Annotated in this window: 25 protein-coding genes; 17 read left to right on the top strand and 8 right to left on the bottom strand. The window is 43.3% G+C overall.

The window, feature by feature from the left end; translation table 11 throughout:
- Nucleotides 1-59: 59 nt before the first annotated feature.
- The 6 genes from K364_RS0119505 to K364_RS0119480 all read right to left on the bottom strand — a co-directional run bounded on the left by K364_RS0119505 (nucleotide 60) and on the right by K364_RS0119480 (nucleotide 6,441).
- On the bottom strand, nucleotides 60-884 hold the full coding sequence (locus tag K364_RS0119505) for a dimethyl sulfoxide reductase anchor subunit family protein (protein ID WP_028309400.1): 825 nt from the start codon (nucleotides 882-884) through the stop codon (nucleotides 60-62).
- The gene (locus tag K364_RS0119500) at nucleotides 885-1,448 is read right to left on the bottom strand and encodes a 4Fe-4S dicluster domain-containing protein (RefSeq protein ID WP_028309399.1); all 564 of its coding nucleotides are present in this window, start codon (nucleotides 1,446-1,448) and stop codon (nucleotides 885-887) included.
- A 13-nt stretch (nucleotides 1,449-1,461) separates the two neighbouring features.
- On the bottom strand, nucleotides 1,462-3,657 hold the full coding sequence (locus K364_RS0119495) for a molybdopterin-dependent oxidoreductase (RefSeq protein WP_028309398.1): 2,196 nt from the start codon (nucleotides 3,655-3,657) through the stop codon (nucleotides 1,462-1,464).
- 37 nt (nucleotides 3,658-3,694) lie between these two features.
- A complete protein-coding gene (locus tag K364_RS0119490; protein ID WP_028309397.1) occupies nucleotides 3,695-4,021 on the bottom strand; it encodes a hypothetical protein in 327 nt (108 codons plus the stop codon).
- 162 nt (nucleotides 4,022-4,183) lie between these two features.
- Nucleotides 4,184-5,875, bottom strand: coding sequence for a PucR family transcriptional regulator (locus K364_RS25860; protein WP_051534244.1), 1,692 nt, complete (start codon nucleotides 5,873-5,875; stop codon nucleotides 4,184-4,186).
- 2 nt (nucleotides 5,876-5,877) lie between these two features.
- Entirely contained in the window at nucleotides 5,878-6,441 is a 564-nt protein-coding gene (locus K364_RS0119480) for a 4Fe-4S dicluster domain-containing protein (protein ID WP_028309396.1), read from the bottom strand.
- A 569-nt stretch (nucleotides 6,442-7,010) separates the two neighbouring features.
- On the opposite strand from K364_RS0119480, the gene K364_RS0119470 reads away from it, so the two are divergent.
- The 3 genes from K364_RS0119470 (at nucleotide 7,011) to K364_RS0119460 (ending at nucleotide 8,334) form a co-directional block, all read left to right on the top strand.
- Nucleotides 7,011-7,190, top strand: coding sequence for a hypothetical protein (locus K364_RS0119470; RefSeq protein ID WP_028309395.1), 180 nt, complete (start codon nucleotides 7,011-7,013; stop codon nucleotides 7,188-7,190).
- Entirely contained in the window at nucleotides 7,184-7,723 is a 540-nt protein-coding gene (locus K364_RS0119465) for a hypothetical protein (protein WP_028309394.1), read from the top strand. The genes K364_RS0119470 and K364_RS0119465 overlap by 7 nt, the downstream gene beginning before the upstream one ends.
- Before the next feature lie 155 nt (nucleotides 7,724-7,878).
- Nucleotides 7,879-8,334 carry a hypothetical protein gene (locus K364_RS0119460; RefSeq protein WP_028309393.1) on the top strand — a complete coding sequence of 152 codons (456 nt, stop codon included), beginning with the start codon at nucleotides 7,879-7,881 and terminating at the stop codon, nucleotides 8,332-8,334.
- Nucleotides 8,335-9,506: 1,172 nt separating this feature from the next.
- Here the strand turns inward: K364_RS0119460 and K364_RS0119445 are convergent.
- Both K364_RS0119445 and K364_RS28015 read right to left on the bottom strand, forming a co-directional pair.
- Nucleotides 9,507-10,682 carry an IS91 family transposase gene (locus K364_RS0119445; RefSeq protein ID WP_028309392.1) on the bottom strand — a complete coding sequence of 392 codons (1,176 nt, stop codon included), beginning with the start codon at nucleotides 10,680-10,682 and terminating at the stop codon, nucleotides 9,507-9,509.
- Complete coding sequence (locus tag K364_RS28015) at nucleotides 10,675-10,884, bottom strand: tyrosine-type recombinase/integrase (protein ID WP_084296110.1); 210 nt, start codon at nucleotides 10,882-10,884, stop codon at nucleotides 10,675-10,677. Before K364_RS28015 ends, K364_RS0119445 begins: the two co-directional genes overlap by 8 nt.
- Nucleotides 10,885-11,018: 134 nt before the next feature.
- Between K364_RS28015 and K364_RS24910 the strand changes: the two genes are divergently transcribed.
- The 14 genes from K364_RS24910 to K364_RS27415 all read left to right on the top strand — a co-directional run bounded on the left by K364_RS24910 (nucleotide 11,019) and on the right by K364_RS27415 (nucleotide 22,747).
- Nucleotides 11,019-11,798: a ParA family protein gene (locus K364_RS24910; protein ID WP_051534243.1), complete on the top strand. Its 780-nt coding sequence runs from the start codon at nucleotides 11,019-11,021 to the stop codon at nucleotides 11,796-11,798.
- Entirely contained in the window at nucleotides 11,791-12,696 is a 906-nt protein-coding gene (locus K364_RS0119435) for a ParB/RepB/Spo0J family partition protein (RefSeq protein ID WP_028309391.1), read from the top strand. The genes K364_RS24910 and K364_RS0119435 overlap by 8 nt, the downstream gene beginning before the upstream one ends.
- A gap of 257 nt (nucleotides 12,697-12,953) precedes the next feature.
- Entirely contained in the window at nucleotides 12,954-14,078 is a 1,125-nt protein-coding gene (locus K364_RS0119430) for a tyrosine-type recombinase/integrase (RefSeq protein ID WP_028306984.1), read from the top strand.
- On the top strand, nucleotides 14,078-16,027 hold the full coding sequence (locus K364_RS0119425; protein ID WP_028306983.1) for a tyrosine-type recombinase/integrase: 1,950 nt from the start codon (nucleotides 14,078-14,080) through the stop codon (nucleotides 16,025-16,027). The genes K364_RS0119430 and K364_RS0119425 overlap by 1 nt, the downstream gene beginning before the upstream one ends.
- Nucleotides 16,020-16,388 carry a DUF6262 family protein gene (locus K364_RS0119420; RefSeq protein WP_028306982.1) on the top strand — a complete coding sequence of 123 codons (369 nt, stop codon included), beginning with the start codon at nucleotides 16,020-16,022 and terminating at the stop codon, nucleotides 16,386-16,388. The genes K364_RS0119425 and K364_RS0119420 overlap by 8 nt, the downstream gene beginning before the upstream one ends.
- A 96-nt stretch (nucleotides 16,389-16,484) precedes the next feature.
- Nucleotides 16,485-16,697, top strand: coding sequence for a hypothetical protein (locus K364_RS26450; protein ID WP_084296108.1), 213 nt, complete (start codon nucleotides 16,485-16,487; stop codon nucleotides 16,695-16,697).
- Complete coding sequence (locus tag K364_RS0119415; protein WP_028309390.1) at nucleotides 16,685-17,668, top strand: DUF3991 and toprim domain-containing protein; 984 nt, start codon at nucleotides 16,685-16,687, stop codon at nucleotides 17,666-17,668. Before K364_RS26450 ends, K364_RS0119415 begins: the two co-directional genes overlap by 13 nt.
- 21 nt (nucleotides 17,669-17,689) lie before the next feature.
- On the top strand, nucleotides 17,690-18,466 hold the full coding sequence (locus tag K364_RS0119410; protein WP_028309389.1) for a BRO family protein: 777 nt from the start codon (nucleotides 17,690-17,692) through the stop codon (nucleotides 18,464-18,466).
- A gap of 32 nt (nucleotides 18,467-18,498) precedes the next feature.
- Nucleotides 18,499-18,975, top strand: a complete 477-nt coding sequence (locus tag K364_RS0119405; RefSeq protein WP_028309388.1) for a PcfB family protein — start codon at nucleotides 18,499-18,501, stop codon at nucleotides 18,973-18,975.
- The gene (locus K364_RS0119400) at nucleotides 18,972-20,750 is read left to right on the top strand and encodes a VirD4-like conjugal transfer protein, CD1115 family (RefSeq protein ID WP_028309387.1); all 1,779 of its coding nucleotides are present in this window, start codon (nucleotides 18,972-18,974) and stop codon (nucleotides 20,748-20,750) included. Before K364_RS0119405 ends, K364_RS0119400 begins: the two co-directional genes overlap by 4 nt.
- Before the next feature lie 167 nt (nucleotides 20,751-20,917).
- Entirely contained in the window at nucleotides 20,918-21,133 is a 216-nt protein-coding gene (locus tag K364_RS0119390) for a Maff2 family mobile element protein (protein WP_028309386.1), read from the top strand.
- An 11-nt stretch (nucleotides 21,134-21,144) separates the two neighbouring features.
- Entirely contained in the window at nucleotides 21,145-22,008 is an 864-nt protein-coding gene (locus K364_RS0119385) for a VirB6/TrbL-like conjugal transfer protein, CD1112 family (RefSeq protein ID WP_028309385.1), read from the top strand.
- A 61-nt stretch (nucleotides 22,009-22,069) separates the two neighbouring features.
- A complete protein-coding gene (locus K364_RS0119380; protein ID WP_028309384.1) occupies nucleotides 22,070-22,279 on the top strand; it encodes a hypothetical protein in 210 nt (69 codons plus the stop codon).
- Between the two features lie 63 nt (nucleotides 22,280-22,342).
- Nucleotides 22,343-22,747 (top strand): hypothetical protein, encoded by a 405-nt coding sequence (locus K364_RS27415; RefSeq protein ID WP_242841753.1) that lies wholly within the window; start codon nucleotides 22,343-22,345, stop codon nucleotides 22,745-22,747.
- The last annotated feature ends 33 nt before the right edge of the window (nucleotides 22,748-22,780 follow it).

Genomic DNA, 22,780 nt, shown 5'->3' with positions numbered 1-22,780 from the left:
ATGATTGTTTACATCATATTATAGAAACCGGACATATTCAATGTATATGATAGAAACTTTTAAAAGCCTGCTACCTGAATAAATACTACAGTACTGTAAAATAACTCCCGGCCTATTATTTCACCAATTAAGGCTGAAGCAAAGGCATAGAAAACCAGGGTTCTAGTATCCGAGCCTTTTCTGATTATAAAAGAAAGCAGCACCAGAGGGATTATCCAACCCAGGGCAATCCTTAACCAGAAGAAACTGCTGTTAATTATATTTACCCCGGTCAAATATGCTGTGTCTTGTCCTGCCAGAAGAAGGCTTACATATACACTAAATACAACCATGCCCAGGACAATTACGGCAGCGCTAAAAGTATAGGCTGAGGGAAGAAATTTTTCTTTCTTGTAAGCAAAGGCAGCTGCAACAAATAATGGTCCCAATAACAAAGCTGTGAGGATGAAGCTGGCAATGGGCATCATATTATTCCAGGCTGGAACAGCCGGCAGAACATAAACCATTCCTGAACTAATTACAGTCAGTATAGCCAGCACAGATGCAATTGCCCCAACAGTTTTTCTGGGCCCTTCCTTATTTTCCTCCCACTGAAAGAAATAGGCAGCAAGTGCTATAATGAAAAGTACAACCAGGGCAACCTCCCTGCTTAACCAGGAATTTGCAAGATGAGTCAAGGCTAAAAAGGCTTTAAAGGGGTGACCCAGGTGTAATAGAGATGCAAGGACACTAACAATCCCACTCCCCAAAATAGTCATTGTTATAAATTTCCCTGTTTCTTTACTTACTCTAAACAGGTAAGTATCTATCAACCACAAGGTAACCAGGGCTCCAGCAGAAATCTGTGATAAGACTGTAAATAATACTAAGGGAAGCTCAGCCATCTATCTATCCCTCCTTATTTGAACCCCTATTGAGGGTTGTATAAATCTTGTAGTTGGTTTAGTTATTTTTGGGTCCGGGTACCCAGGTAGTTTTTCAGTTGTACCCAGGACAGTAAAGGTTTCTAGATCAATTACACTTAAAGCTTCTGCCGGACATCCTGTAACACATGCAGGTTTTTGCCCCTGATCTTGTTTGTGAGCACACATGTGACATTTTTCTACCCTTTTTTGTTTTTGGTTATACTGGGGTACCTTATAGGGGCAAGCCATTATACACATACCGCAGCCAATACATCTATCCTGGTTGTGGAGAACTATTCCATCATTTCTTTTTGTGTAGGCTACTACGGGACATACCCTTAAGCACTCTGGCTGGTCACAGTGGTTGCAGGTAAGGGACATGAATATCCTTTCTGGCATTGCATATGCATCTTCACGTATTTGATATACCTTACGCCAGCGAATATCAGGATCTAACTGGTACTCATTTTTGCAGGCCAATTCACATGTATGACAGCCAAAGCATCTTTCAATATCCACTAAAAAACCAAGTCTTTTTGCCATTTTTGTCCCCCCTTTATATCTTTTCTATGTTAACAAAATTGTCGTGGAAGGCTATACCTGGCATGCCGGTAGCTTTTTTACCCATATCAGCAGGTATGGCTTTTACTGTATAGTTTACATTGTAGTTCCTATTCTTGTACCAGGCTGTATATGCAGCAACTGTTTCCACAGGTACAGTCTCGGTGATCCTGGCTGGTAAAATGAAATACCCTATTTCATTGTAAACCTTAACATTATCATTATGAGCAATTCCGTACTGGGCTGCAAGCTTGGGGTGGATTTCCAAGCGTGGAGTATTATCTATATTATCCATCCAATCTAAATTCTGGAATTGACTGTGTATATTTAGTTTCCAGTGGGGCGTTAGACAGCGGATAGGATATTTACCACTTGGTTTTACTTCCTCCACATAAACCGGCAGGGGATGATGGCCAAACTTCTGGGCCTCCTCGGACCAGAGTTCATACTTGCCTGAGGGAGTTCTAAACCTTCCATCCTGCCAGGCAATGAGACCTCTTTTTGCCTTGACTGGCCCCTTTTCTAATTCTTTCCAGTCATTGATGCCAAATTGACTGTAAATATTTGCATTAAACTCCTTGCCCGCCCACTCGTATAAATCTCCAGCGGTGGGGAAGGTACATGAACCGGGCTGCATCTCGTTCAATTTTTTAGACAGTTCCATGGCTATGGTTATATCATTTTTAGCTTCATATAAAGGCTTGACTGCCTGCTGGTTCAGTGTCATCCAGTAATGCCAGTAACTTACGTTTACACCGGGGTTTTCAAAAGTTGTGGTAACTGGCAAGACAATATCAGACATTTCTACAGTTGGATTCATAAAGAGCTCGGCTGTTACTACTAAATCCATTGCTGCAAAGGCTTTTTTAATTACCGAGGTTTCCGGGTCTTGACTAACAGGGTTTCTGCAGGCAATCCACAGCATTTTTATTGGTGGATTGTCAGCGGCAAGCACCTCTGCCCCAAAATTATTCATATTAATGGCGCGATTTCCATGGGCCCTGTTGTCTTGGGGCTTTTCCTGGACCATCGCATGGTAATTGAAGCCCCAGGTTTCCAGATGGGCATACTGGGCGCCTCCCCCCGATTTACCAATGTTTCCTGTGATTGCAGCCAGGGCGTCAATAGCTCTAACATTCTGGCCGCCGTTGGTATGCCTTTGCATTCCGTAACCTATCCAGATGTTGGCAGGTTTGGTAGTTGCATATTCTCGTGCCAGGGTTTCAATGGTTTCCTTTGGCAGGCCGGTTTTATCTGCTGCCCATTCCAGGGTAATATTATTTTTGATATAACCAAAAAACTCTTCATAGCCCCTGGCATTTCTCGCCAACCACTGGGCATCATATAACTGATTATCAAAAATATACTTGGCCATTCCCAGGGCCAGGGCTCCATCAGTGGAGGGTTTAATCTGCAAAAATACATCTGCCTTGGAAGCTGTTTGAGTTAGTATAGGGTCAATGGCTACTACCTTACAGCCTCTTCTTTTAGCTTCCTGAATAAAGTACATGGAGTGGACAGCACACCAGGCAGGATTTACCCCCCAGAGGATCAAGTATTTTGAATTAACAATATCTTCAGGGTCATTGTTATAGATAGTCCCAAAGTCAAAGGTTTGAGCATCTATCCCTGCAGGCCAACATGGTGTGCCTGTAGCAATACTATGGTCACCTATACTGGCAAGCATTCCCTCTATACCATACTGCATGATGCTGAAATTACCTGAGTACTTGTTTAAACAAATAGGAAGGGTGCTTCCATATTCTTTTTTGATTCGTAAAATGGTTTCAGCAATTTCACTATAGGCTTCATCCCAGGAAATGCGTTCCCAATTGCCCGAACCTCGGCCCTTTTGTTTCATGGGATATTTTATTCTATCTGGACTGTATACACTCCTGGTATAACTGTAGCCTTTAACACATAGTCTACCCCTGGTATATGTGTTGTCTGGATTTCCGTCTACCTTTGTCAGGATACCATCCTTAACTGTGGAAAGGATGGAGCAGGTATCATAACAGTTTCTAGGGCAGGCATTTTGAAATATTTTATTCTCCTGGATTTCCTGGGCCAGAGCAGTTTTAAAACTACTTTGGTTAATGCTAAAAAGAGAACCTGCAGTTCCCAGGGCTATAGTTGTGGCAGCAGTTCCCTTGATGAATGAACGCCTGGAACAGGTTAGTTTTTTGTCCATTATTTATCCCTCCCTTGGTTTAAATAGTTATAAATATTTAGATTCTTGGCCTTGCATCTTCCTTATCGGTTTCTCCAGGCTGCTGGTCCGACCCAGTGTAGTTGCTATCAACTTGATTATCTAGGTCTCTATTACCCTGCAGGCTGCTCTTGATATCTACCCGTTCTACACCCTCGACTAACTCCCTCTCTGATATTTTCATATCCTTTTGGAGTCGATAGTTGACAATACCAACATAATTTTCATCCATTGGGCCGCTGTCAATTATTGGAGGTGCTGATGTGGTAGGAGTACCACAAGCTGAAACTAAGAGTGCAGTAAGGACTAGCAGCACCAAAAAAGCAATACACCTGTGTTTGTACATTGTATCAACCTCCCTTTAATGAAAAAATTTAATTACAATCATTGCTTTGCATAATATATTTCTGTATATTAACAAAACCGCCTTTGTATAATTATCTAAACATTTCACTCCATTAATGTAGAAAAAAACAAACCAACCCGTGAAAGGGCTGGCATGGAAGGGTTAGCTTAATATTCCAAAGCCGTGACGGCGCATTTTAGAAATCTTGATTGCCAGAAACAGGTTAAAGATGTCCCCATATTCCTGCAGGTTTATTTCTGTAACCTCCTCAATTTTTTTCAACCGATAGCGGAGGGAGTTGGGATGAAGGAAAAGTTTTTCCGCGGTTTTATTTAAATCACCGTTTTGCTGAAAATATACATCTAGTGTTTGCATAAGGTTGGTGTTATTTTTTTCATCATGTTCAACAATTTTGTCCAGGTATTCCTTGGAATAATCATCTAATAGCTCGTAACTCACATTGGCTATGAGCCTTATGAATCCCAGGTCATCAAAATGGGTTATCTGGCCACCGTCCTTGACATATTTGCCCAGTTCAAGGGCAAGCTTGGACTCCTGATAACTTCTGCATAAGTCGACAGCTTCATACACCCTGCCCATACCTATTTTTACAGACCTTTTTGTCCTTTTTATTTCCTTTAAAAAAATCCTGGCAAGATCAACAGCTGTATTTTTACTTTCCCTGCTGGTGTCAGCTGTATTAGCAGGTATTAGGATTATAATTTGTCCGTGGAGTTCTGATATAAATGACTTCTGTAACGGAATGTTAACAGAGGTATTAATCACAGACTGGAGTAAACTAATTAATTCTGTATTATTTTCTGACCCTACTTCTTCCTCAAGTAAAAATAACTGATACGAGAGGTCCAAAGAGAAGTTCCACAGCTTTGCTTTTTCCGTCAGGTCCTCTCTTGATTGATAATTATTATACAGCAAATCATAGATAAAGCTGGACATGTATTTTGCTTGAATATAACTGCATTTTTTTTCATTAATCAACTGCTGTAAAACTACCAGGCTCGCTTGCTTTACCTGGGCAATATCTAGTTCATTAAAATCTTCCCAATCAAAAGCAGCAAGGTATCCATATAACTGGTTATTTGCTGTCAGAGGAAGATATATATAATAAAAATCTAGCCCATCCTTTAATGTATTTTTTCCATGATTTATTTTAACTTTAAAACCATTGCTGCCTGTATTTTTGAGATGTTTACTTAGCCCCTGACTTTCTCCCTGAATAATTCTTGTAACAGCAGCAAGCAATTTATCGTCCAGGGAGCTGTTCTTTCTATGATAGGATAAACACTGCAATTTATATACACTGTTAAGGAGCAGCACCGATTTGCCAATCTTTTCCTGCAGTCTGACTGCAATTTTTTCCTTTTCCAACCCTAAGAACAGGGGGAAAATGCTTGTTTCCGCCAGGGATAAAAACTCATTACTCTCCTTGAGCAGTTGAATTAGTTCAACCTTGGACTGGACAGCTTCGACAGTTATTTCATTGGCAGTTGTTATTATTGGGACTTCTTGAGAGTCAGATAAATCTAATATTTCCTGGGGCAGCTTTTCAGCAATTCCACCAGCAAAAACCACTCCGGCAATACCATCAGTAAGGAGTTGAGATAAATCTAAGAGCAGATCTTTTTGGCTCACCTCTTTATGATTGGAATTGATAATTATCAGTGAGTCCCTTGGATCTTCTGGAGTAGGGTTAATGGGAAGAAACAATTCAAAGATGCCATAAACGGAATTAGCCCTGCCGGACCATCCAGATATAACCTTGCAGCTCAAAAGGGGTTCAAGGGCCAACAATTCTTGTAGGGTTGCATGATTTTTTAATGGGAAATTGTCCAAGTTTAATACCGCCTTTCTTTAACAGTTTTCCAGCTGCATCTAGGGTTTCCAGGCAGGATAAACCTAACTGATGGTTTAGTAAGTCTTACTGAAGGAAAGGTAGGAATGGTTTCCTTGTATTCGTCAGGTAATTGTTCAGTCAGGTCAATGGTTTTAAGTGCCTCCTGAACACAGGCACCTACACATATGGGGTTTTTACCCTTATCTAGTCTGGTAAAGCAGAGATTACACTTACTTGTCTTTTTATTTAGGGGGTTTAGCCTGGGTGATCTATAGGGACAGGCCCCTATACAGCTTCCACATCCATCGCATCTGGTTGAATTGTGTATTACAATACCATCCCTGCGTTTTTGGTAGCACTTTTGGGGGCACGAACGGATGCACTCAGGATTTGCACAGTGGTTGCAGGCCATGGACAAAAAACCAAAAATCTCTGGGTTAGCAATATTAATCACCCTTCTATGTCCTATACTGTTAGCTTGATACTCGTTTCTGCAGGCAAATTCGCACCCATGACATCCAATGCAGCGCTTTAAATTTATTAAAAATCCCAGTTGTTTAGCCAACAAAAATCACCCCCTGCTGTAGACCCCTATTAATATTAGTTTGTTTAATCTTTGAAAAATCCTTCAAGGAAAAACAATTAACTAAAAATACCTAATCGCCTCCTCCCAATGTGAAAAGGCAGCCCTTCCGCTAAAATGACTGTTTTTGTATGTTATGGATTGGCTTAAATACGAGAAAACGAAGTTTTAGACATTAAAAGCGAAGTTTTAGACATTAAAAACGAGGAATTAGACATGGCAAAAAGGAAAGGAATTTAATTTGTGGAAGTTGGTTTTATGAAACATTATTTCAGAAATAATATTCCCGGGCAAATAGTGGCAACCTGGAAAGCTCCCTTTGCCCGGGAGTACACCCTTCTTTACAAAGGCAAAGGTGAGATTTAACTTTATTCTAAAACCTTACCTAGCCTGAAGTAAATGAGGAAATTAAAGGCTGGGGAGGGGGCAATTAAACTAGATATATAAAAGGATATCTTATAATGTCACAGAAAAGATGTAGCAGAAGAGGTTTTACGTCTGATGTTTTAAATTGTATCTTTAAAAAATAATTTAAAAAGGTGTGATGTAGAATGAAAAAAAGTAGAATAAAAATAATAGCTGTAATTTTAATAGTTTGTGTTAGTGTTTTAATTCCTCAATCTGTATTTGCTAAAGTTGATAAAGAAATTTTTCTTTTAGCAAAGTTAGAAAATGAAAGAGACACCATTTTAGTTTCTATAAAAAACAGTTGGAAAAACAGGAAATGTTAGTCCATTATGAAATATATGAAACTATAATAAATGATCAATATGAGCTTCAAAAAGCAGTAATACTTAATGATGGAAAAATAATAGAGGAAGAAAAATATTCTCTACATGGTACTGGTGGTGGAGGAGAGATTTACTTTCCAAATGGTGGAGAAGTAAAATACACTGTACCAAATTACTATGTTGCAGCAGTACAATACTTAGCTCCACCAGAAACTGAGGAAGTAATAGATGAATATTTAAGAGGTCAATTACCTACTTTAGAAGGTTTAGCTGCTCTCTTAGCCGCAAGTATTGCAGCATTTAAAAATAAGGCACTTGGCTGGATAAACTTTGTTGTGAGTGGGAGTGTATATCTCTCTAGTCTTTTCTATGCAGGCCTTATAGATGAAATTGAAAATGGCTCAGGTGCTTGTCAATTTATAGGCATACAAACTAACCACGGGGAATCAGTAACATGGACTGCTTGGCAATCTTATAGTCAAATCACTACAATTCTATCAGATGCTACAAATGTAACAATAATAAGGTACTAATTACTGTAAAGCTTTAAAGATATTAGTATAACAATTAAAGATGTTAATGGGAACATACAATTAGTATTTCTTCATTGTTTAGTTAAGAGGAGGTCCATAGCGTCCTCCTCTTAATACTAAAAAAATACAAATAGAAATAGAAGGAGCAATCTAATTTGGAAAAGAAGAAAAACTTCCCAAAATATAATTTAATTATTGGAGCAATTGGTTTAATATGGGTTAGTTTATATTTTGTTTTAGAAATTACAGTTCCTGAACATTACCAAATATATGTATTTGATATATTTAAAGGGATAATCTCACCAGTTATCTTAATAATTGTTATTACAATTCATTTTATTCTTAAGGTGACTAACAAAGACATTAATTTTTTAATTTTAATAAATACTTCTCTTATATTCAATTCTTTTCCTAAAGAAAGTTTTCCTAATATGATTTTAAATAAAATATTTTTTCTTTTAAATGGGGTGATATTACCAATATATTTTTTTCTAATAAACTATAAAATGATTAAAAGTAAAGGAATTAAGTTTACGGATGAATATACTGAACAATATCTTGCAGTATTTTTTTTCATATTATTATTAATTACATTTTATTATCAATTATGAATGAGTGTCTAAATTTATGGCAGGTCTTAAACTTTCAATATTACAACAGGCAAACTTACCATTCTTAAAAGAATGCATGTTTATTTAGATTATATATCAAAGAGGGTTATGAAGGAGCCGATGGAATCGGAATATTAGATTTAGATAGTGCCACGCAGAGATCTATAAAGTTTGAAAACATGCTCTTCAGTCCATCATATGCCGAATGGTTTTTTCATGATAAACAAATTCTATGTTCCCAGATGCGTGGTGAAAGAAATGCCATTAATACCATAAAAAGTTTTTTCATAAGACCCTCCTTTTAATAGTTTTGTATGATGGAAGTACCATTCTTCAAAGCTGCATTTCTTGGTCTTTGCGGTAGTTATCCTGTATATTAGACGACACTAGTTTCCTTTTGTTCCACAAAATAGGAAAAATGTAGCAATAATGTGAAAAGGCAGCCCTTCCGCTAAAATGACTGTTTTTGTATGTTATGGATTTGGCTTAATACAAGAAAACGAAGTTTTAGACATTAAAAGCGAAGTTTTAGACATTAAAAACGAGGAATTAGACATGGCAAAAAGGAAAGGAATTTAATTTGTGGAAGTTGGTTTTATGAAACATTATTTCAGAAATAATATTCCCGGGCAAATAGTGGCAACCTGGAAAGCTCCCTTTGCCCGGGAGTACACCCTTCTTTACAAAGGCAAAGGTGAGATTTAACTTTTTTTCTAAAACCTTACCTAGCCTGAAGTAAAGGAGAGATTACAGGTGGGGGAGTGGTGTTTATGTGGGTGTTTTAAAAATATTTAGTTCTTATAACGAATAGGATTGTATCTGAAGTTTGTTGTATAAAAATCAGCCATCTAGAAATCAAAAACTGATAGCTGATTTACAAACAAGTAATTTGAAATCAGAAACCTAAACTTTAGATACAATTAGTTGGACTAAGCCGCCTAAGAAAACCTATGGGGATTGGATTGCTTTTTTAACCCTGAAAAATGTTATTTGGCCCGGCTTCAAATACTGTTTTTTGGTCAAAAAGATATGTTTATCTATAGTCAATTTAAGATTTTCTTAAACAGGCCATAAACAGTAATTAGGTAAACATGCTTAATATCGGTTAATTTTCAATAATATACCTGCTCAGGGTTACACTTACCCCTTTGGACTAGTGCCGTTTTTAAAAATTAAGCAGTTAACCGTTTAGGATGAGGCGGCTGTCTAGGATGTAATGGCTCTTTTCTAATCATTTTGCCTTTTTCACAACAGGGGCAAATGCGTAGGTCTGTTCCAGTTAGCTCAAAATATAGTTCCTCCCAACTTTTATTAGATTTTTCCTCAGCACATGGCTCGACGCTAAGAAGCTGCTGGCACTTTTTTAGTTTTGTTTTACGGTTGCAGTTGCTTAGGATACCGAAGTGGCGGATCTTAACAAAGCTATCTGGTAAAACGTGTAATAAAAACCTACGGATGAATTCAAAAGCCTCTAGAGTCATGAGCTTGTTTTTGTTATCATCACTGTAATCACGCCAGTTAAATGTAACTTTGTCATTGTCCATATTAGCAATACGATTATTTGAAATTGCAATTCTGTGTGTGTATCTCCCTAAATATTCAATTACGTGCTCAGGACTGCCAAAGGGAGGTTTACAGTATACCACCCATTCTTTTTTGTAAAGCTTACTTAGAAGGTCGTTGAAGCTTTGGGGGTTATTTAAAGGCTGAATTGTCCCAACCATATTTAAATCACCGTCAACATAAGCCTTTTTAATATAGTCTAGAAACTTACCACGAAATAACCTAGACATTACTTTTACCGGTATAAAAAAGTCTTCTTTAGCAGGTATCCAACGGTCACCATCTAAAGATAATCCTCCCCCAGGGACAACACAATGAAGGTGTGGATGGTCTAGAAGATTTTGGCCCCAGGTATGGAGTATTGCTGTAAATCCTACCTGAGCGCCTAGATGCTTTGGATCTTTACCAAGCTCTAATAGTGTTTCTGAAGCAGCCTTCAAAAGGATACTATAGACTTCTCTCTTGTTCCTTAAAGCAATAGGATTTAATTCATCAGGAATTGTAAATACCACATGGAAATACTGAACTGGCAGCAAATCCTTTTTTCTTTGGTCGAGCCATTTTTCCTTGGCAAGTCCCTGGCATTTAGGACAATGCCTGTTACGGCAAGAATTATATGATATTTTTAAATGACCACAGGTATTACATTCATCTACATGACCACCTAACTGTGCTGTTCGGCAACTTTCAATGGCACCCATTGCTTTATGAACAGGGTATGGTAGCTTATGAGCTTGTCGGTAGCTGGTGCCATGTTTGCGGAAGACATCAGCAACTTCAATCATTTTCTGGATCCTCTAAAGAATCCAAAGGACTAATGATTTTTGCTAGGTCGTGTCTTTGAAGGTGGAGGTAGATACAAGTGGTTCGAATGGACGCGTGTCCTAACAATCTTTGAATATGAAAAACACTAACCCCATCATCTAATAAATGGGTTGCAAAACTGTGCCCATATAGTATAATAACGACGAAACGGTAAAACCGCATGTATAAAGGGTTTTCGGGGTTCGTCGTTATTCTTTTTCATTCTTTTTCCACATGAAAAGCTAACGAAAAAACCACGCGGAAAAACCGTTTGTTATGTTAGCACCGAAAATATTTGGGAAAGGAAGGTATACTATATGGCAACCATTATAAGCATATCCAATCAAAAAGGCGGAGTCGGAAAGTCAGTCACAACCGTCAGTCTCGGAATCGGGCTTGCCCGGAAGGGCAAAAAGGTCCTGGTACTTGATGTAGACCCGCAGGCGTCGCTCACCATCAGTCTCGGCTATCCAAAGCCGGACGGAATTCCCATCACGCTGGCAACAGTTATGAGCGGAATTATAGAGGATAATCCCCTGCCTTTGAAAGCGGGGATTATCCATCACGCGGAAGGCGTTGACCTTATGCCCGCCAGCATAGAGCTTTCTGGTGTGGAAATCTCCCTGGTAAACGCCATGAGCCGTGAAACCATTTTACGCCAATATCTTGAAACTGTAAAGCACCTATATGACTTTATTCTTCTGGACACATCTCCATCTCTGGGGATGTTGACCGTCAACGCACTGGCAGCGGCGGATTCCGTGCTGATTCCTGTGCAGGCCGAATACCTGCCCGCAAAGGGGCTGGAGCTGCTGCTGAAAACCATCGCAAGAGTACACAGGCAGATCAACCCCCGCCTTGAAATCGGCGGCATTCTGCCTACAATGGTGGATGAACGGACGAATGATGCAAAAGAAATCATGGAATCCCTGAATGAGGCTTACGGAAGCAGGCTTCATATGTTCAGCCATATTCCCCGGTCGGTTCGTGCTTCCGAAATCAGCAAAACTGGAAAAAGCATATACACCTATGACCCGCGCGGAAAGGTAGCGGTGGCATATGAGACCCTGACAAGGGAGGTGCTTTCCGTTGGCTAAAACAAAAGGTGCTCTGGCACTTGCCAGCTATGATGATATTTTCCGTATAAGCGATACCGTAACAGAAGTAAATGCTGAGAAAGTGATAGAAATGCCGCTTGACAAACTATGTCCCCCTGAATTTCACCCGTTTCAGGTGCGAAATGATGAGGCTATGAAGAAAACTGCTGAAAGTGTCAAGAAATACGGCGTCCTTGTCCCCGGTCTTGTCCGTCCCCGTACTGATGGCAATTATGAGCTTGTAGCGGGCAATCGGCGTAAACTTGCCAGTGAATTGGCCGGAAGAACCACCATGCCCGTTATTGTGCGCGAAATGGACGATGATGAAGCGGTTATTATCATGGTGGATACCAATCTGGAACAAAGGGAAAGCCTGCTACCCAGCGAAAAGGCATGGGCCTACCGTATGAAGCTGGAGGCATTAAAGCATCGTGGTATCGTGGTGGACGGTATCGACATCGGTACATTGTCCGTAACGGTTGTCTCCAAGCAGGCCGGGGAAAGTAAAAGTCAAATTTACCGGATGATCCGGCTGACGGAGCTTGTACCCGGACTGATTGACCTGGTGGATGCGAAGAAAATTGCATTTAATCCAGCCGTAGAGCTGTCCTATCTCAGCCGGAAGGAGCAGTCAAGCCTGATGGATGCAATGGCGAAGTATGAAGCCACGCCGTCCCTGCCGCAGGCGCAAAGGCTCAAAAAGCACAGCCAGTCGGGGGAACTGACCCCCGAAATGATCGATTCCATTTTGGCGGAGGAAAAAAAGGAACCTGTTAAGCTCACACTGGCCGGAAGCCGCCTTAAACAATATTTTCCCCAGGACTATACGCCAAAACAGATGGAAAAGGTCATTATGGGACTGTTGGAAAACTGGCATAAAAAACAGGCGGTAAGTTAAATTGAATCAGAGACAAAGTAAAAACCGGGGCGTTCGTCAATGATGGCGAGCGCCCCGTTTTTTGCTTTGTCTCCATAGAAAAACAACACGAAGGATAACTCGTGGTCATAAATCATAGTAGTTAACGTAGTCAACGTAGGTATATTTAACGTGGACTACACTCAAAACTCGTGATGTATAGTCAAGGTAGTTAACGTAGCCGACGTTAAGAAAAAATGCTATTGTTGTTCATGCAACTAAAGAAAGGAGCATGAACAATGAAAATAGTAAAACTAAAGACAGTGGATGGAAGGATCAGATACTATCTGGCTTATGACACAGGAGCACCGGTGTCGCCAGTGCTGAAATATCTGAAGTTCAAAGACAATACTGGATATGCAAGAAACACGCTCAGGATGCACTGCATCCACTTGAAACACTTTTTCACTTATCTTGGAGAAGCCGGAAAGGATTATGAGCAGGTAAATATTGATGACCTTGCGGGATTTCTGGCATGGCTTAAAAACCCCGATATCCTAAAGAAAGTAGTCCCTATTCGATTTGAGCCAGAGCATCAGCCACAGACAATCAATGCAATGGTAGACACGATTGTTATGTTTTACGACTATCTTCTCCGACATGAAGGCATGGAAAACCAGCTATCAGAAAAACTAGCGAAGTTTGTTAGGGATCCAGGCAGAAATTACAGGAGTTTCCTACATGGAATAGCGGAGAACAGGAGGATAAAAAGCCATATCCTAAAGCTGCCGGTACCAAGGATGCAGCTCCGAACCATTAGCAAGGAAAATGCCACAGTACTTCTCAATTCCTGCACAAACTTAAGAGACTACCTCCTGCTGTATCTACTGTTTGAGACAGGAATGCGGATTGGTGAAGCCCTTTCCCTATGGCTTGAAGATTTCGATATGGCAGGACTGACCATTACTCTGCATGATAGGGGAGAACTGGAGAACCAGGCAGAGATCAAGACAGTATCAAGCCCACGAAGGCTAGATTGTACACAGGAATTGATGGATTTATTCACAGAGTATATCTGTGAGCACCATACCGCTGAAATCCATACCAATCATGTATTCCTCAAACTTAAGGGAGCCATGAAAGGAAGCGCAATGGATTACACAGATGTGGATAATCTCTTTCGAAGTCTGCGCAAAAAGACCAGCATCAGAGTGACGCCTCATATGTTTCGCCACACATCGCTTAGCCTGCTTTATTCGGCGGGATGGGAACCGGAAATGCTCAAGCACCGTGCAGGACATAAAAACATTTACACAACATTAGATACCTATGTCCATCCTTCAGAAGAGGAAGTGGCAGAAGCGTTTAGGAAAGTAACAGAGAGCCTCAAAATCCCCTCCATGGGAAGGGAGGCTGGTCAGTAATGAAAACAGCAACTCGTACCCAATATGAGTTATTTGATGAAAGATACTATCGGATGATTCAATATCTGTCATCAGAAGGAGATTACTGGAAAGATAATGATAGATGGTACATGGATGCCGAAAGTTTCAAGGAGGCTTTAATACCCGTGATAAAGTCAGGTCACTGGCTTCTTTGTGACTTCAGTTCATACAAAAATGAGCGATTAAAAGTAGAAATGAAATACTTCCTACTCTACTCTATGAAGGATGGGATTATCGAAGCTATCAGTGTCTATAAGAACTACCGGCAGGCGATAGCAAACATAGGAAAACTGCTGTCATCAATAAGGAATGTAACAAGCTTTAATGGGCTGAACACTTATGACAGGGAATTAGAAAATGCAGGACTGAATGACACAGAAAGCTACAGATATCTGCAATTAAAGCATGGAGCTGCCAAGTTCATCACGGATTACTATGGTGACCGTGATGAGCTAGAAAAGGATGTCTGGCGTGCCGCCCGTATTCCAGGCACAAAAGTATCAGCGGCAGGAAAACGCGAGAAGGTCAGCATAAGCTTCGAGAATATACCAACCTATTACCGTGAAATGACAAAGCGCTTTATGAGCCGCCTTGTCATCAAACGAAGCTGGTCCTATTGCACAGAAATGATGATGTATATCCGATACTTTTTTAGGACTTTTTATGCCCATAGATATACAGATGGCTTCCTTGAGAGACTTGCAAGGCAGGACATTGAAAAATACTTAGGCTGGGTTGCCGGTGACTATGAAGGTAAAAACGCTACATTTCGCAGCAAGGCAGTCTCGTTTATCCGGCAGTTTATTGACTATATACAGCTTGCTGAGTACCCACAAGCACCGAAGAAGGATGTAAACCGACTGATATTTGAAGATGATATACCAAAGCGTGAGCGGTCAGCAGATACCATGGGAAAAGTAAAATATGTGCCAGAACCAATCAGATGGCAACTAGATGTCTGCATTGGCGAGATAGAACCTGTAGAAATGATGCCAGTATATGTCCTGCTCCGGGAGACAGGATGGCGTGGGACAGATGTTCTGAACCTCAGATATGACAGTTGTCTAGAGCATCTGTGGAATAGCCATGACAAAGAATACATTCCTTATCTGTGTGCAGAGATCACAAAGACAGGGATACCACTTTTAAAGATTCCAATCCGTAAAGAAGTAGCAGATATGGTAAAAAAGATTGTGGATGATGCAGTGAAGCGCAGCACAGATGACAATAATCCAGATAAATACCTGTTCAATACCTATGAAGGGCGCTGTAAAGGGCTTCCATTAAGCAAACCAGCATTCTCAGCAGCCGTACAGCAATTGATAGACAAGAAAGGAATCCTTGACGGGGATGAAAAGCCATACCATTTCAAGGCTCATGCCCTAAGACATACGAGGGCATTAGAATATACAGAGCAGGGAATGCCCATAGGAATCATTCAGCAGATTCTAGGACATTGCAGCCTTCAAATGACGTTGCACTATTCGAAGGTCACTGAAAACATGCTGTATAGGAAATGGAAAGAGACAGAGAAACTAAACCTTCTGCATCTTGAAAGTACGCCGCCTAATGGGCATAAGGAAAAGCTAAAAGAAGAAATCCGATATGAATTTATCCGCAAGAATCTGGATGCTGTGAGAGTCCCATTCGGATTGTGCTTTAAACCAGCAAAACTGCCATGCCGCCAACAGATAAACCAATGCCTTGACTGTGCTAACTTCTGTACTAGCCGTGACAATATTGCAGAGTATGAGAAAGAGATTGAAAAAGTGAAAGAGCATCTAAAAATCAGCAAAACACTTGGGAGAAGCGAATGGGAAGAAAAGAACCGGAATTATCTTGAAATCCTTGAAAAGATGCTCTCACGAATCCAGAAGGAAGGGCTGATCCATAAAAATGGCATTCATCGGGAGGAGTGTGATGGCTGATAAAATGAAAGGATTACTCGAAAGCGATAGAAAAAGAACACAAGAAGCAAAAGCAAAGGCACTGGTTGCAATCAACCAGTTGGTTGTATCTGGGAAGAAAGTGAATTTTAATAGTGTCTATAGGTATAGTGGTATTTCAAAAAGCTTTTTATATGAAGATGTGGATATACGAAAAAGAATTGAAGAACAACGGGCATGTGATGTGAATAACGAAATGAACAAACGTGCTAAATATGACAAAACATCGCGTTCAAAGGACGTGATTATTGAAACAAAAGATAAGCGCATAGCAAAACTGGAAGAAGAAAATCGGAAGCTTCGCATAGAACTGGAACATCTTCGAGGGTTGCTATATGAATAAAAAAGTACGTTGACTACATGTAGTCGACGATATAATACCGTAGTTTCGGGGCTTTCTGCCCCGTGACCACGAGTTTTTTCTAGGAGGAATTTTCCAATGAACAGAAAGAACGGCAGCCCGCTCTATACCCCGAAGCGGGAGCCGTTAGGATATAACGATGACCGTATATACTGCACGGAACAGGAAACGCTCTGTGAAGGCTGCCCCTATCCAAACCACGGTTTTCTCTGCCGGTTCAGCGACGGCACCTGCCTGAAAACCGAAATGAACCGTATTGCCAGAATGGAGACGCCGCCATGCCGTGGGTGACGGAGGAACAGATTGCGCGGGCTAAGCAGGTGGATCTTCTGGATTACCTGCTTGCCAATGAGCCCCATAACCTAAAAAAAACCGGCCATGAATACCGCCTGCGCGACCATGACAGCCTGACCGTCTCCAACGGCAAATGGCACTGGCACAGCCGTGGCTTTGGGGGCACAACGGCGCTGAATTACCTCGTCAAGGTGCGGGGCATGGAATTTACGGAAGCGGTGCAGACCCTAGCTTATGACGTCCGTGCCGGGCCGCCGCCTCCTATTCCAGCCAGCACGGCGAAGCCACTGCCGCCGAAAAAAGCCAAGCCATTTGCCCTGCCTGCAAAAAACGTCAACAATGACCGCGCCATTGCTTACCTGTTAGGCCGGGGTATTGACCGGGATATTCTTAAACGGTGCGTGGAAGCCGGTACACTGTATGAGGGGCGCAAATATCACAACTGTGTGTTTGTCGGACAGAAAGATAAACACGGCAAGGTGCGCTTCGCCTGTGTGCGCGGGACAACCAGCGGCTTACGGCAGGATATGGAGGGCAGCGACAAGCGGTTTGGCTTTCTGCTTCCGGCCTGCGCTCCACCCGGAGAAATTGTAATGGTGGCCGAGGCTCCCATTGACACCCTCTCTATGGCGACACTGCAAAAGAGAAAGGATGCCGGCTGGGAAGGCCGCCACTACCTTTCATTAGGCGGTGTGTCGCCTCTGGCGCTGCTGCAATTCTTACAGCAGCATCCGCAGGTAAACCATATCGTGTTGGGGCTGGATAATGACAAAGCCGGTCTGGAAGCCATTGAAAAAATCAAGGCGGCGGTCTATGAAGATGAAATGCTCCGTGACCGGACGCTTTGCATCACCGTTTCCCCTCCGCCTGCAGGCAAGGATTACAACGATACGCTGCTGGTAGCAATACGGGAGCAAAAGGAACAGGAGCAAAGAAGCCGTCCGAACAGGGCGGCGCTTTCTATTTAATAAGGAAAGGAGCGCAGAAAAATGGAAAACAAGCTGCAAGTGTTTGAAAACGAAGAATTTGGAAAAGTCCGAGTTCTGGAAATCGACGGTCAGCCGTGGTTCGTGGGCAAGGATGTAGCGGACATTTTGAATTACCAAAATACCCGCGACGCATTAAAGAAGCATGTTGATGAGGAAGATAAAGCTGACGTCGCGATTCACGACGGCAGACAAAACCGCAACATGACCATCATCAACGAATCCGGTCTGTACAGCCTTATCCTCTCCAGCAAGCTTCCCCAGGCAAAAAAGTTCAAACGCTGGGTGACAAGCGAAGTGCTTCCCTCCATCCGCAGGCACGGGGCCTACATCACCGAGGAAATCCTTGGAAAAATGTTCCAGAGCTCCGAGTTTACCTCCGAGCTTTTAGACAGGCTGCTTGCGGAACGGGAGCAAAACACTGTTTTAAGAGAGCATATCGAAGCCCTTGCGCCCAAGGCGCGGTATTACGACCTCATCCTGCAAAGCAAAAATGCCGTGCAGGTCAGCGTCATTGCCAAGGATTACGGCATGACGGCGGTATCCTTCAACCAGCTTCTGCATGAGCTGGGCATCCAGTTCAAGCTGGGCGGCACCTGGCTTTTGTATCAGGGCCTTGTCGGAAAGGGATACACCTGTTCAAGAACCTATCATGTCAACGAAGAAAGAAGCGTCATGCACACCTACTGGACACAGGCAGGACGCCTGTTTTTGTACAAAACACTGAAAGAAAACGGCATTATTCCCCTGATGGAGGATTTTAATGCTGCCGGCCTGTAATGCAGAAATTTTAAAGGAAAGGAGTTTGAGAGATGCAGGAACAAGTCAATGAGAAAACCGTGGCGCTGACAGTAAAAGGCACAAAGCTGACTGGCAGGCTGTTGGCCAGGGCCATGAATGCCGCGCTGCGCAGAATGAAGCAGGCCAGGGACGCACCCCCACAGGGCAAACAAACGCTAAAACAGCTTGCCAAGCAGAATGCGGGGCTATCCAATATCGAGATTACCGATCAGAATATCAAAAGCTTTGAGCCCTACGCCCGCAAATACGGCATTGACTATGCGCTGAAAAGGGACACTGTCTCAACGCCCCCCAAATGGCTGGTATTCTTCAAAGCCCGCGATGCTGACGCCATGACCGCCGCTTTTTCGGAGTTCAGTGCCAAAACGCTGAAACGAAATGCTGCCAAACCCTCCGTGCTGGCACAGCTGAACAGGTTCAAAGAGCTTGTCAAGAACACGGTGATTGACCGTGTGAAAAACAAAGACCGGGGAGGGCCGGAGCGATGAATACCGACAATTTGCGAAAATATGTCCTTCCCAATCTTCCCTATGTGCCGGTATTCTGGTTCGCGGATAAGCTGGGTGAAGCCTGGCGGCTGGCTCCCGACACAAATGTTTTAGATCAACTGGTCGGCAGCATCAGCATACTGGACTCCGTAATGGCAAGACCGCTGCCCTCTCTCCATCCCCATGACCTGCTGGCAGGCGTCATTGGCACCGCTGCTGTCTCTGCCACGGTATATTTTAAAAAGAAAAATGCCAAAAAGTGGCGCAGGGACAGGGAATACGGCTCCGCCCGCTGGGGAACGCCCACCGACATCAAGCCCTACATGGATGAAAAGCCGGAGCAGAACATCATTTTAACAGCCACCGAGGGGCTGACCATGAACAACCGACCGAAAAAGCCCAAGTACGCCCGGAATAAAAACGTGCTGATTGTGGGCGGTTCCGGCTCTGGCAAGACGAGATTCTGGTTGAAGCCGAATCTCATGCAGCTCCACAGTTCCTACGTCATTACCGACCCCAAGGGCACCCTCATTCTGGAGTGTGGGAAGCTCCTGCAAAAAAGCGGCTACCGCATCAAAATCCTCAATACCATCGACTTTAAAAAGTCCATGCACTACAACCCCTTTGCCTACATCCGTTCCGAAAAGGACATTTTGAAGCTGGTCACAGCCCTCATTGCCAACACCAAGGGCGAAGGTAAAGCTGGGGATGATTTCTGGGTGAAAGCCGAAACCTTGCTGTATTGTGCCTTAATCGGCTACATCCACTATGAGGCACCCGACGAGGAACGCAACCTCAATACGCTTGTGGAGATGATCAACGCCATGGAGGTCAGGGAGGATGACGAATCGTTTAAAAATGCCGTGGATTTCATATTTGACGCGCTGGAGGAACGGGAGCCCCAGCATTTCGCCGTAAGGCAATATAAAAAGTATAAATTGGCGGCGGGAAAGACGGCAAAATCCATTCTCATTTCCTGCGGTGCACGCCTTGCTCCCTTCGACATCAAGGAAATGCGGGAGCTGATTGCCTATGATGAAATGGAACTGGACACCCTGGGCGACCGCAAGACCGCACTGTTCGTCATTATTTCCGACACCGACGACAGCTTTTCCTTTATCGCCGCCCTCCTGTACAGCCAGATGTTCAATCTCCTGTGCGACAAGGCGGATAACGAATACGGCGGGCGCTTGCCGGTGCATGTACGCTGCCTCCTGGATGAGTTTGCCAACATCGGCCAAATTCCAAAGTTTGAAAAGCTCATTGCCACCATCCGAAGCCGGGAGATTTCCGCCTGCGTCATTTTACAGGCGCAGAGCCAGCTAAAAGCCATCTATAAGGACAATGCCGAAACCATTATCGGCAACATGGATACCCGGATTTTCCTCGGCGGCTCGGAAAAAACCACTCTGAAAGACCTCACCGAAAGTCTTGGGAAAGAGACTATCGACATGCTCAACAGCAGCATTACCAAAGGGAACTCGCCCTCCTACGGCCAGAACTACCAGAAGCTGGGCCGGGAGCTTATGGCCATGGATGAGCTGGCGGTGATGGACGGTTCCAAATGTATCCTGCAATTGCGCGGTGTCCGGCCCTTTTTCTCGGACAAATACGACATCACTCAGCACAGGAACTATAAATACCTGTCTGACGCCAATCCCAAAAACACCTTTTCCATCGAACGCTTTCTGTCCACCAGGCTAAAAGTTAAACCCGACGAGGAATACGAGGTTTACGAGTTTGAGCCGGATAAGGATGCAGAAGCCGTACTGTAGCCCTCTCTGTTCTGTGATTTTCATGCGCAGGGAGGGCTTTTTCGTTTCACAGCCTGTCAAGGTATTCCTCCCAGGCTACCCCTTTGTCCAGCCGGAGCTTTTGGCTCCGTTTCATATTGTTATCTTTTTCAATAAATTCAAACCAAAATAAAGGAGGCATACAATCTATGGAATTTTTCACAGAAGCCATCAATGTCTTGAAAGTCCTCGTTATCGCGCTTGGCGCAGGCCTTGCCGTGTGGGGCGTCATCAATCTTTTGGAGGGGTACGGCAACGATAATCCGGGTGCGAAATCCCAGGGCATGAAGCAGCTCATGGCGGGCGGCGGCGTGGTGCTCATCGGACTGAAGCTCATTCCCCTGCTGTCTGGCCTGTTTAGTTAAGGAGCCTGCCTATGAGCTTCCTTTTTGACAAAATTACCGAATGGATGAAGGAGGCTTTAATCGGCGGTATCACCGGCAACTATCAGGGTATGTTCAACGAAGTGAACACCCGGGTCGGTGAAATCGCAAGCCAGGTGGGGCAAACGCCGGAGGGCTGGAACTCCGGCATTTTCTCCATGATTAAGTCTCTTTCGGACACCGTAATCCTCCCCGTCGCCGGGATGATATTGACCTTTGTGCTGTGCTATGAGCTGATCCAGCTCATCATTGAGAAAAACAACATGCACGACTTTGACACCTGGATTTTCTTCAAATGGATTTTCAAGACCTTTGCAGCCACCTACATCCTCACCCATACCTTTGATATTGTCATGGGTGTATTCGATCTGGCCCAGCGGGCAGTGAACGGCAGTGCCGGAATCATATCCGGCAGCCTGAACATCAACCTTGCCATGGACAGCCTGCAGACCCAATTGGAGGCCATGGAATGGTATACGCTGATGGGGCTGTATATGGAATCCGCTATTCTCAGCCTGTGCATGAAAGCCCTGTCCATCTGCATCTTCCTGATCATCTACGGACGTATGCTGGAAATCTATCTTACCACCTCAGTGGCGGCCATTCCCTTTGCTACTATGGTCAACCGGGAATGGGGCAGCATGGGACAGAACTATTTAAAATCCCTGTTTGCCGTGGCATTCCAGGGCTTTCTCATCATGGTCTGTATTGCCATTTACGCAGTTTTATTAAACAGCACGGTCTTTTCCAGCAACATCCACACAGCGATTTGGGGTGTTGTGGGTTACACGGTGCTCTTATGCTTTTCCCTGTTTAAGACCGGGAGCCTGTCGAAGACCATTTTCGGCGCGCACTAAGGAGGGGGCCAATGAGTGCAATAAAGCCTATATCCCCAATATATTTATGGAGATGATGCTCATGAGCGAAGAAAAGAATACATCCCAGGACACTGATCAAGTTTATTATCCCCGGTCTTCCAGTAAGCAGCTGCCAAAAAACTATATAACGCGTGACGGATTTCTAATCAAAGGAAATACGCATGTATCCCTTGCAGCTTCAGGAATCATTGAAGCCGCCGTCCAGGGATTTCTCCATGTGGAAGAAACAGAGGAATACAGGACCGGATAAAATCTTGCAGGAAATACCCAAACACCGGAAAACCGCCGGTGTTTTTTACTGTCTGTACCGGAGGTGGTCATTACGGAAGAATTAAAGCTTGACCTGATCAGAGTTGACTGTCACCCGAATTCTCTTTTTAAGTATGAACTGATTTACAAGGCCGGAAACGCCACAGGCATGGTGGGAGTGTACAGCTTTGATGAGGATTGGTATTACCTGTATAAAGAGGACACGGAACGATACAGAGTAAAGCGGCGCAAGGAGCTTGAAGGCATTGCGCCAGCCTTTACCTACAAGCAGCGGAGAAACAGGCAGGCAGATAAACATGACAACCAGTCCAAGCATCTTAACACTGCCGATGAAGTACCGCATGAAGTTGCTGAAAAGCTGTCCATACGTTCCCAACTGCGCAGAGCGGCGAAGAAAACGAAAAGTGATATATCCTCTCCGACAAAGAAATCCGGCTTTGAGCGTTAGCTTTTTACCACCTCATATCAATGTGAAGAAAAG

The sequence above is a fragment of the Desulfitibacter alkalitolerans DSM 16504 genome, from assembly GCF_000620305.1.
Classification (GTDB): domain Bacteria; phylum Bacillota; class DSM-16504; order Desulfitibacterales; family Desulfitibacteraceae; genus Desulfitibacter; species Desulfitibacter alkalitolerans.
Note: the sequence above shows the minus strand (reverse complement) of the source record. Positions and strands in the feature narration are given on the sequence as shown.

Bases quoted from the DNA above. Each gene is read 5' to 3' on its own strand.
- K364_RS0119505 (WP_028309400.1), bottom strand. From the start codon at position 884: ATGGCTGAGCTTCCCTTAGTATTATTTACAGTCTTATCACAGATTTCT.
- K364_RS0119500 (WP_028309399.1), bottom strand. From the start codon at position 1,448: ATGGCAAAAAGACTTGGTTTTTTAGTGGATATTGAAAGATGCTTTGGC.
- K364_RS0119495 (WP_028309398.1), bottom strand. From the start codon at position 3,657: ATGGACAAAAAACTAACCTGTTCCAGGCGTTCATTCATCAAGGGAACT.
- K364_RS0119490 (WP_028309397.1), bottom strand. From the start codon at position 4,021: ATGTACAAACACAGGTGTATTGCTTTTTTGGTGCTGCTAGTCCTTACT.
- K364_RS0119470 (WP_028309395.1), top strand. From the start codon at position 7,011: ATGAAAAAAAGTAGAATAAAAATAATAGCTGTAATTTTAATAGTTTGT.
- K364_RS0119465 (WP_028309394.1), top strand. From the start codon at position 7,184: ATGTTAGTCCATTATGAAATATATGAAACTATAATAAATGATCAATAT.
- K364_RS0119445 (WP_028309392.1), bottom strand. From the start codon at position 10,682: ATGATTGAAGTTGCTGATGTCTTCCGCAAACATGGCACCAGCTACCGA.
- K364_RS28015 (WP_084296110.1), bottom strand. From the start codon at position 10,884: ATGCGGTTTTACCGTTTCGTCGTTATTATACTATATGGGCACAGTTTT.
- K364_RS24910 (WP_051534243.1), top strand. From the start codon at position 11,019: ATGGCAACCATTATAAGCATATCCAATCAAAAAGGCGGAGTCGGAAAG.
- K364_RS0119430 (WP_028306984.1), top strand. From the start codon at position 12,954: ATGAAAATAGTAAAACTAAAGACAGTGGATGGAAGGATCAGATACTAT.
- K364_RS0119425 (WP_028306983.1), top strand. From the start codon at position 14,078: ATGAAAACAGCAACTCGTACCCAATATGAGTTATTTGATGAAAGATAC.
- K364_RS0119420 (WP_028306982.1), top strand. From the start codon at position 16,020: ATGGCTGATAAAATGAAAGGATTACTCGAAAGCGATAGAAAAAGAACA.
- K364_RS26450 (WP_084296108.1), top strand. From the start codon at position 16,485: ATGAACAGAAAGAACGGCAGCCCGCTCTATACCCCGAAGCGGGAGCCG.
- K364_RS0119415 (WP_028309390.1), top strand. From the start codon at position 16,685: ATGCCGTGGGTGACGGAGGAACAGATTGCGCGGGCTAAGCAGGTGGAT.
- K364_RS0119410 (WP_028309389.1), top strand. From the start codon at position 17,690: ATGGAAAACAAGCTGCAAGTGTTTGAAAACGAAGAATTTGGAAAAGTC.
- K364_RS0119405 (WP_028309388.1), top strand. From the start codon at position 18,499: ATGCAGGAACAAGTCAATGAGAAAACCGTGGCGCTGACAGTAAAAGGC.
- K364_RS0119400 (WP_028309387.1), top strand. From the start codon at position 18,972: ATGAATACCGACAATTTGCGAAAATATGTCCTTCCCAATCTTCCCTAT.
- K364_RS0119390 (WP_028309386.1), top strand. From the start codon at position 20,918: ATGGAATTTTTCACAGAAGCCATCAATGTCTTGAAAGTCCTCGTTATC.
- K364_RS0119385 (WP_028309385.1), top strand. From the start codon at position 21,145: ATGAGCTTCCTTTTTGACAAAATTACCGAATGGATGAAGGAGGCTTTA.
- K364_RS0119380 (WP_028309384.1), top strand. From the start codon at position 22,070: ATGAGCGAAGAAAAGAATACATCCCAGGACACTGATCAAGTTTATTAT.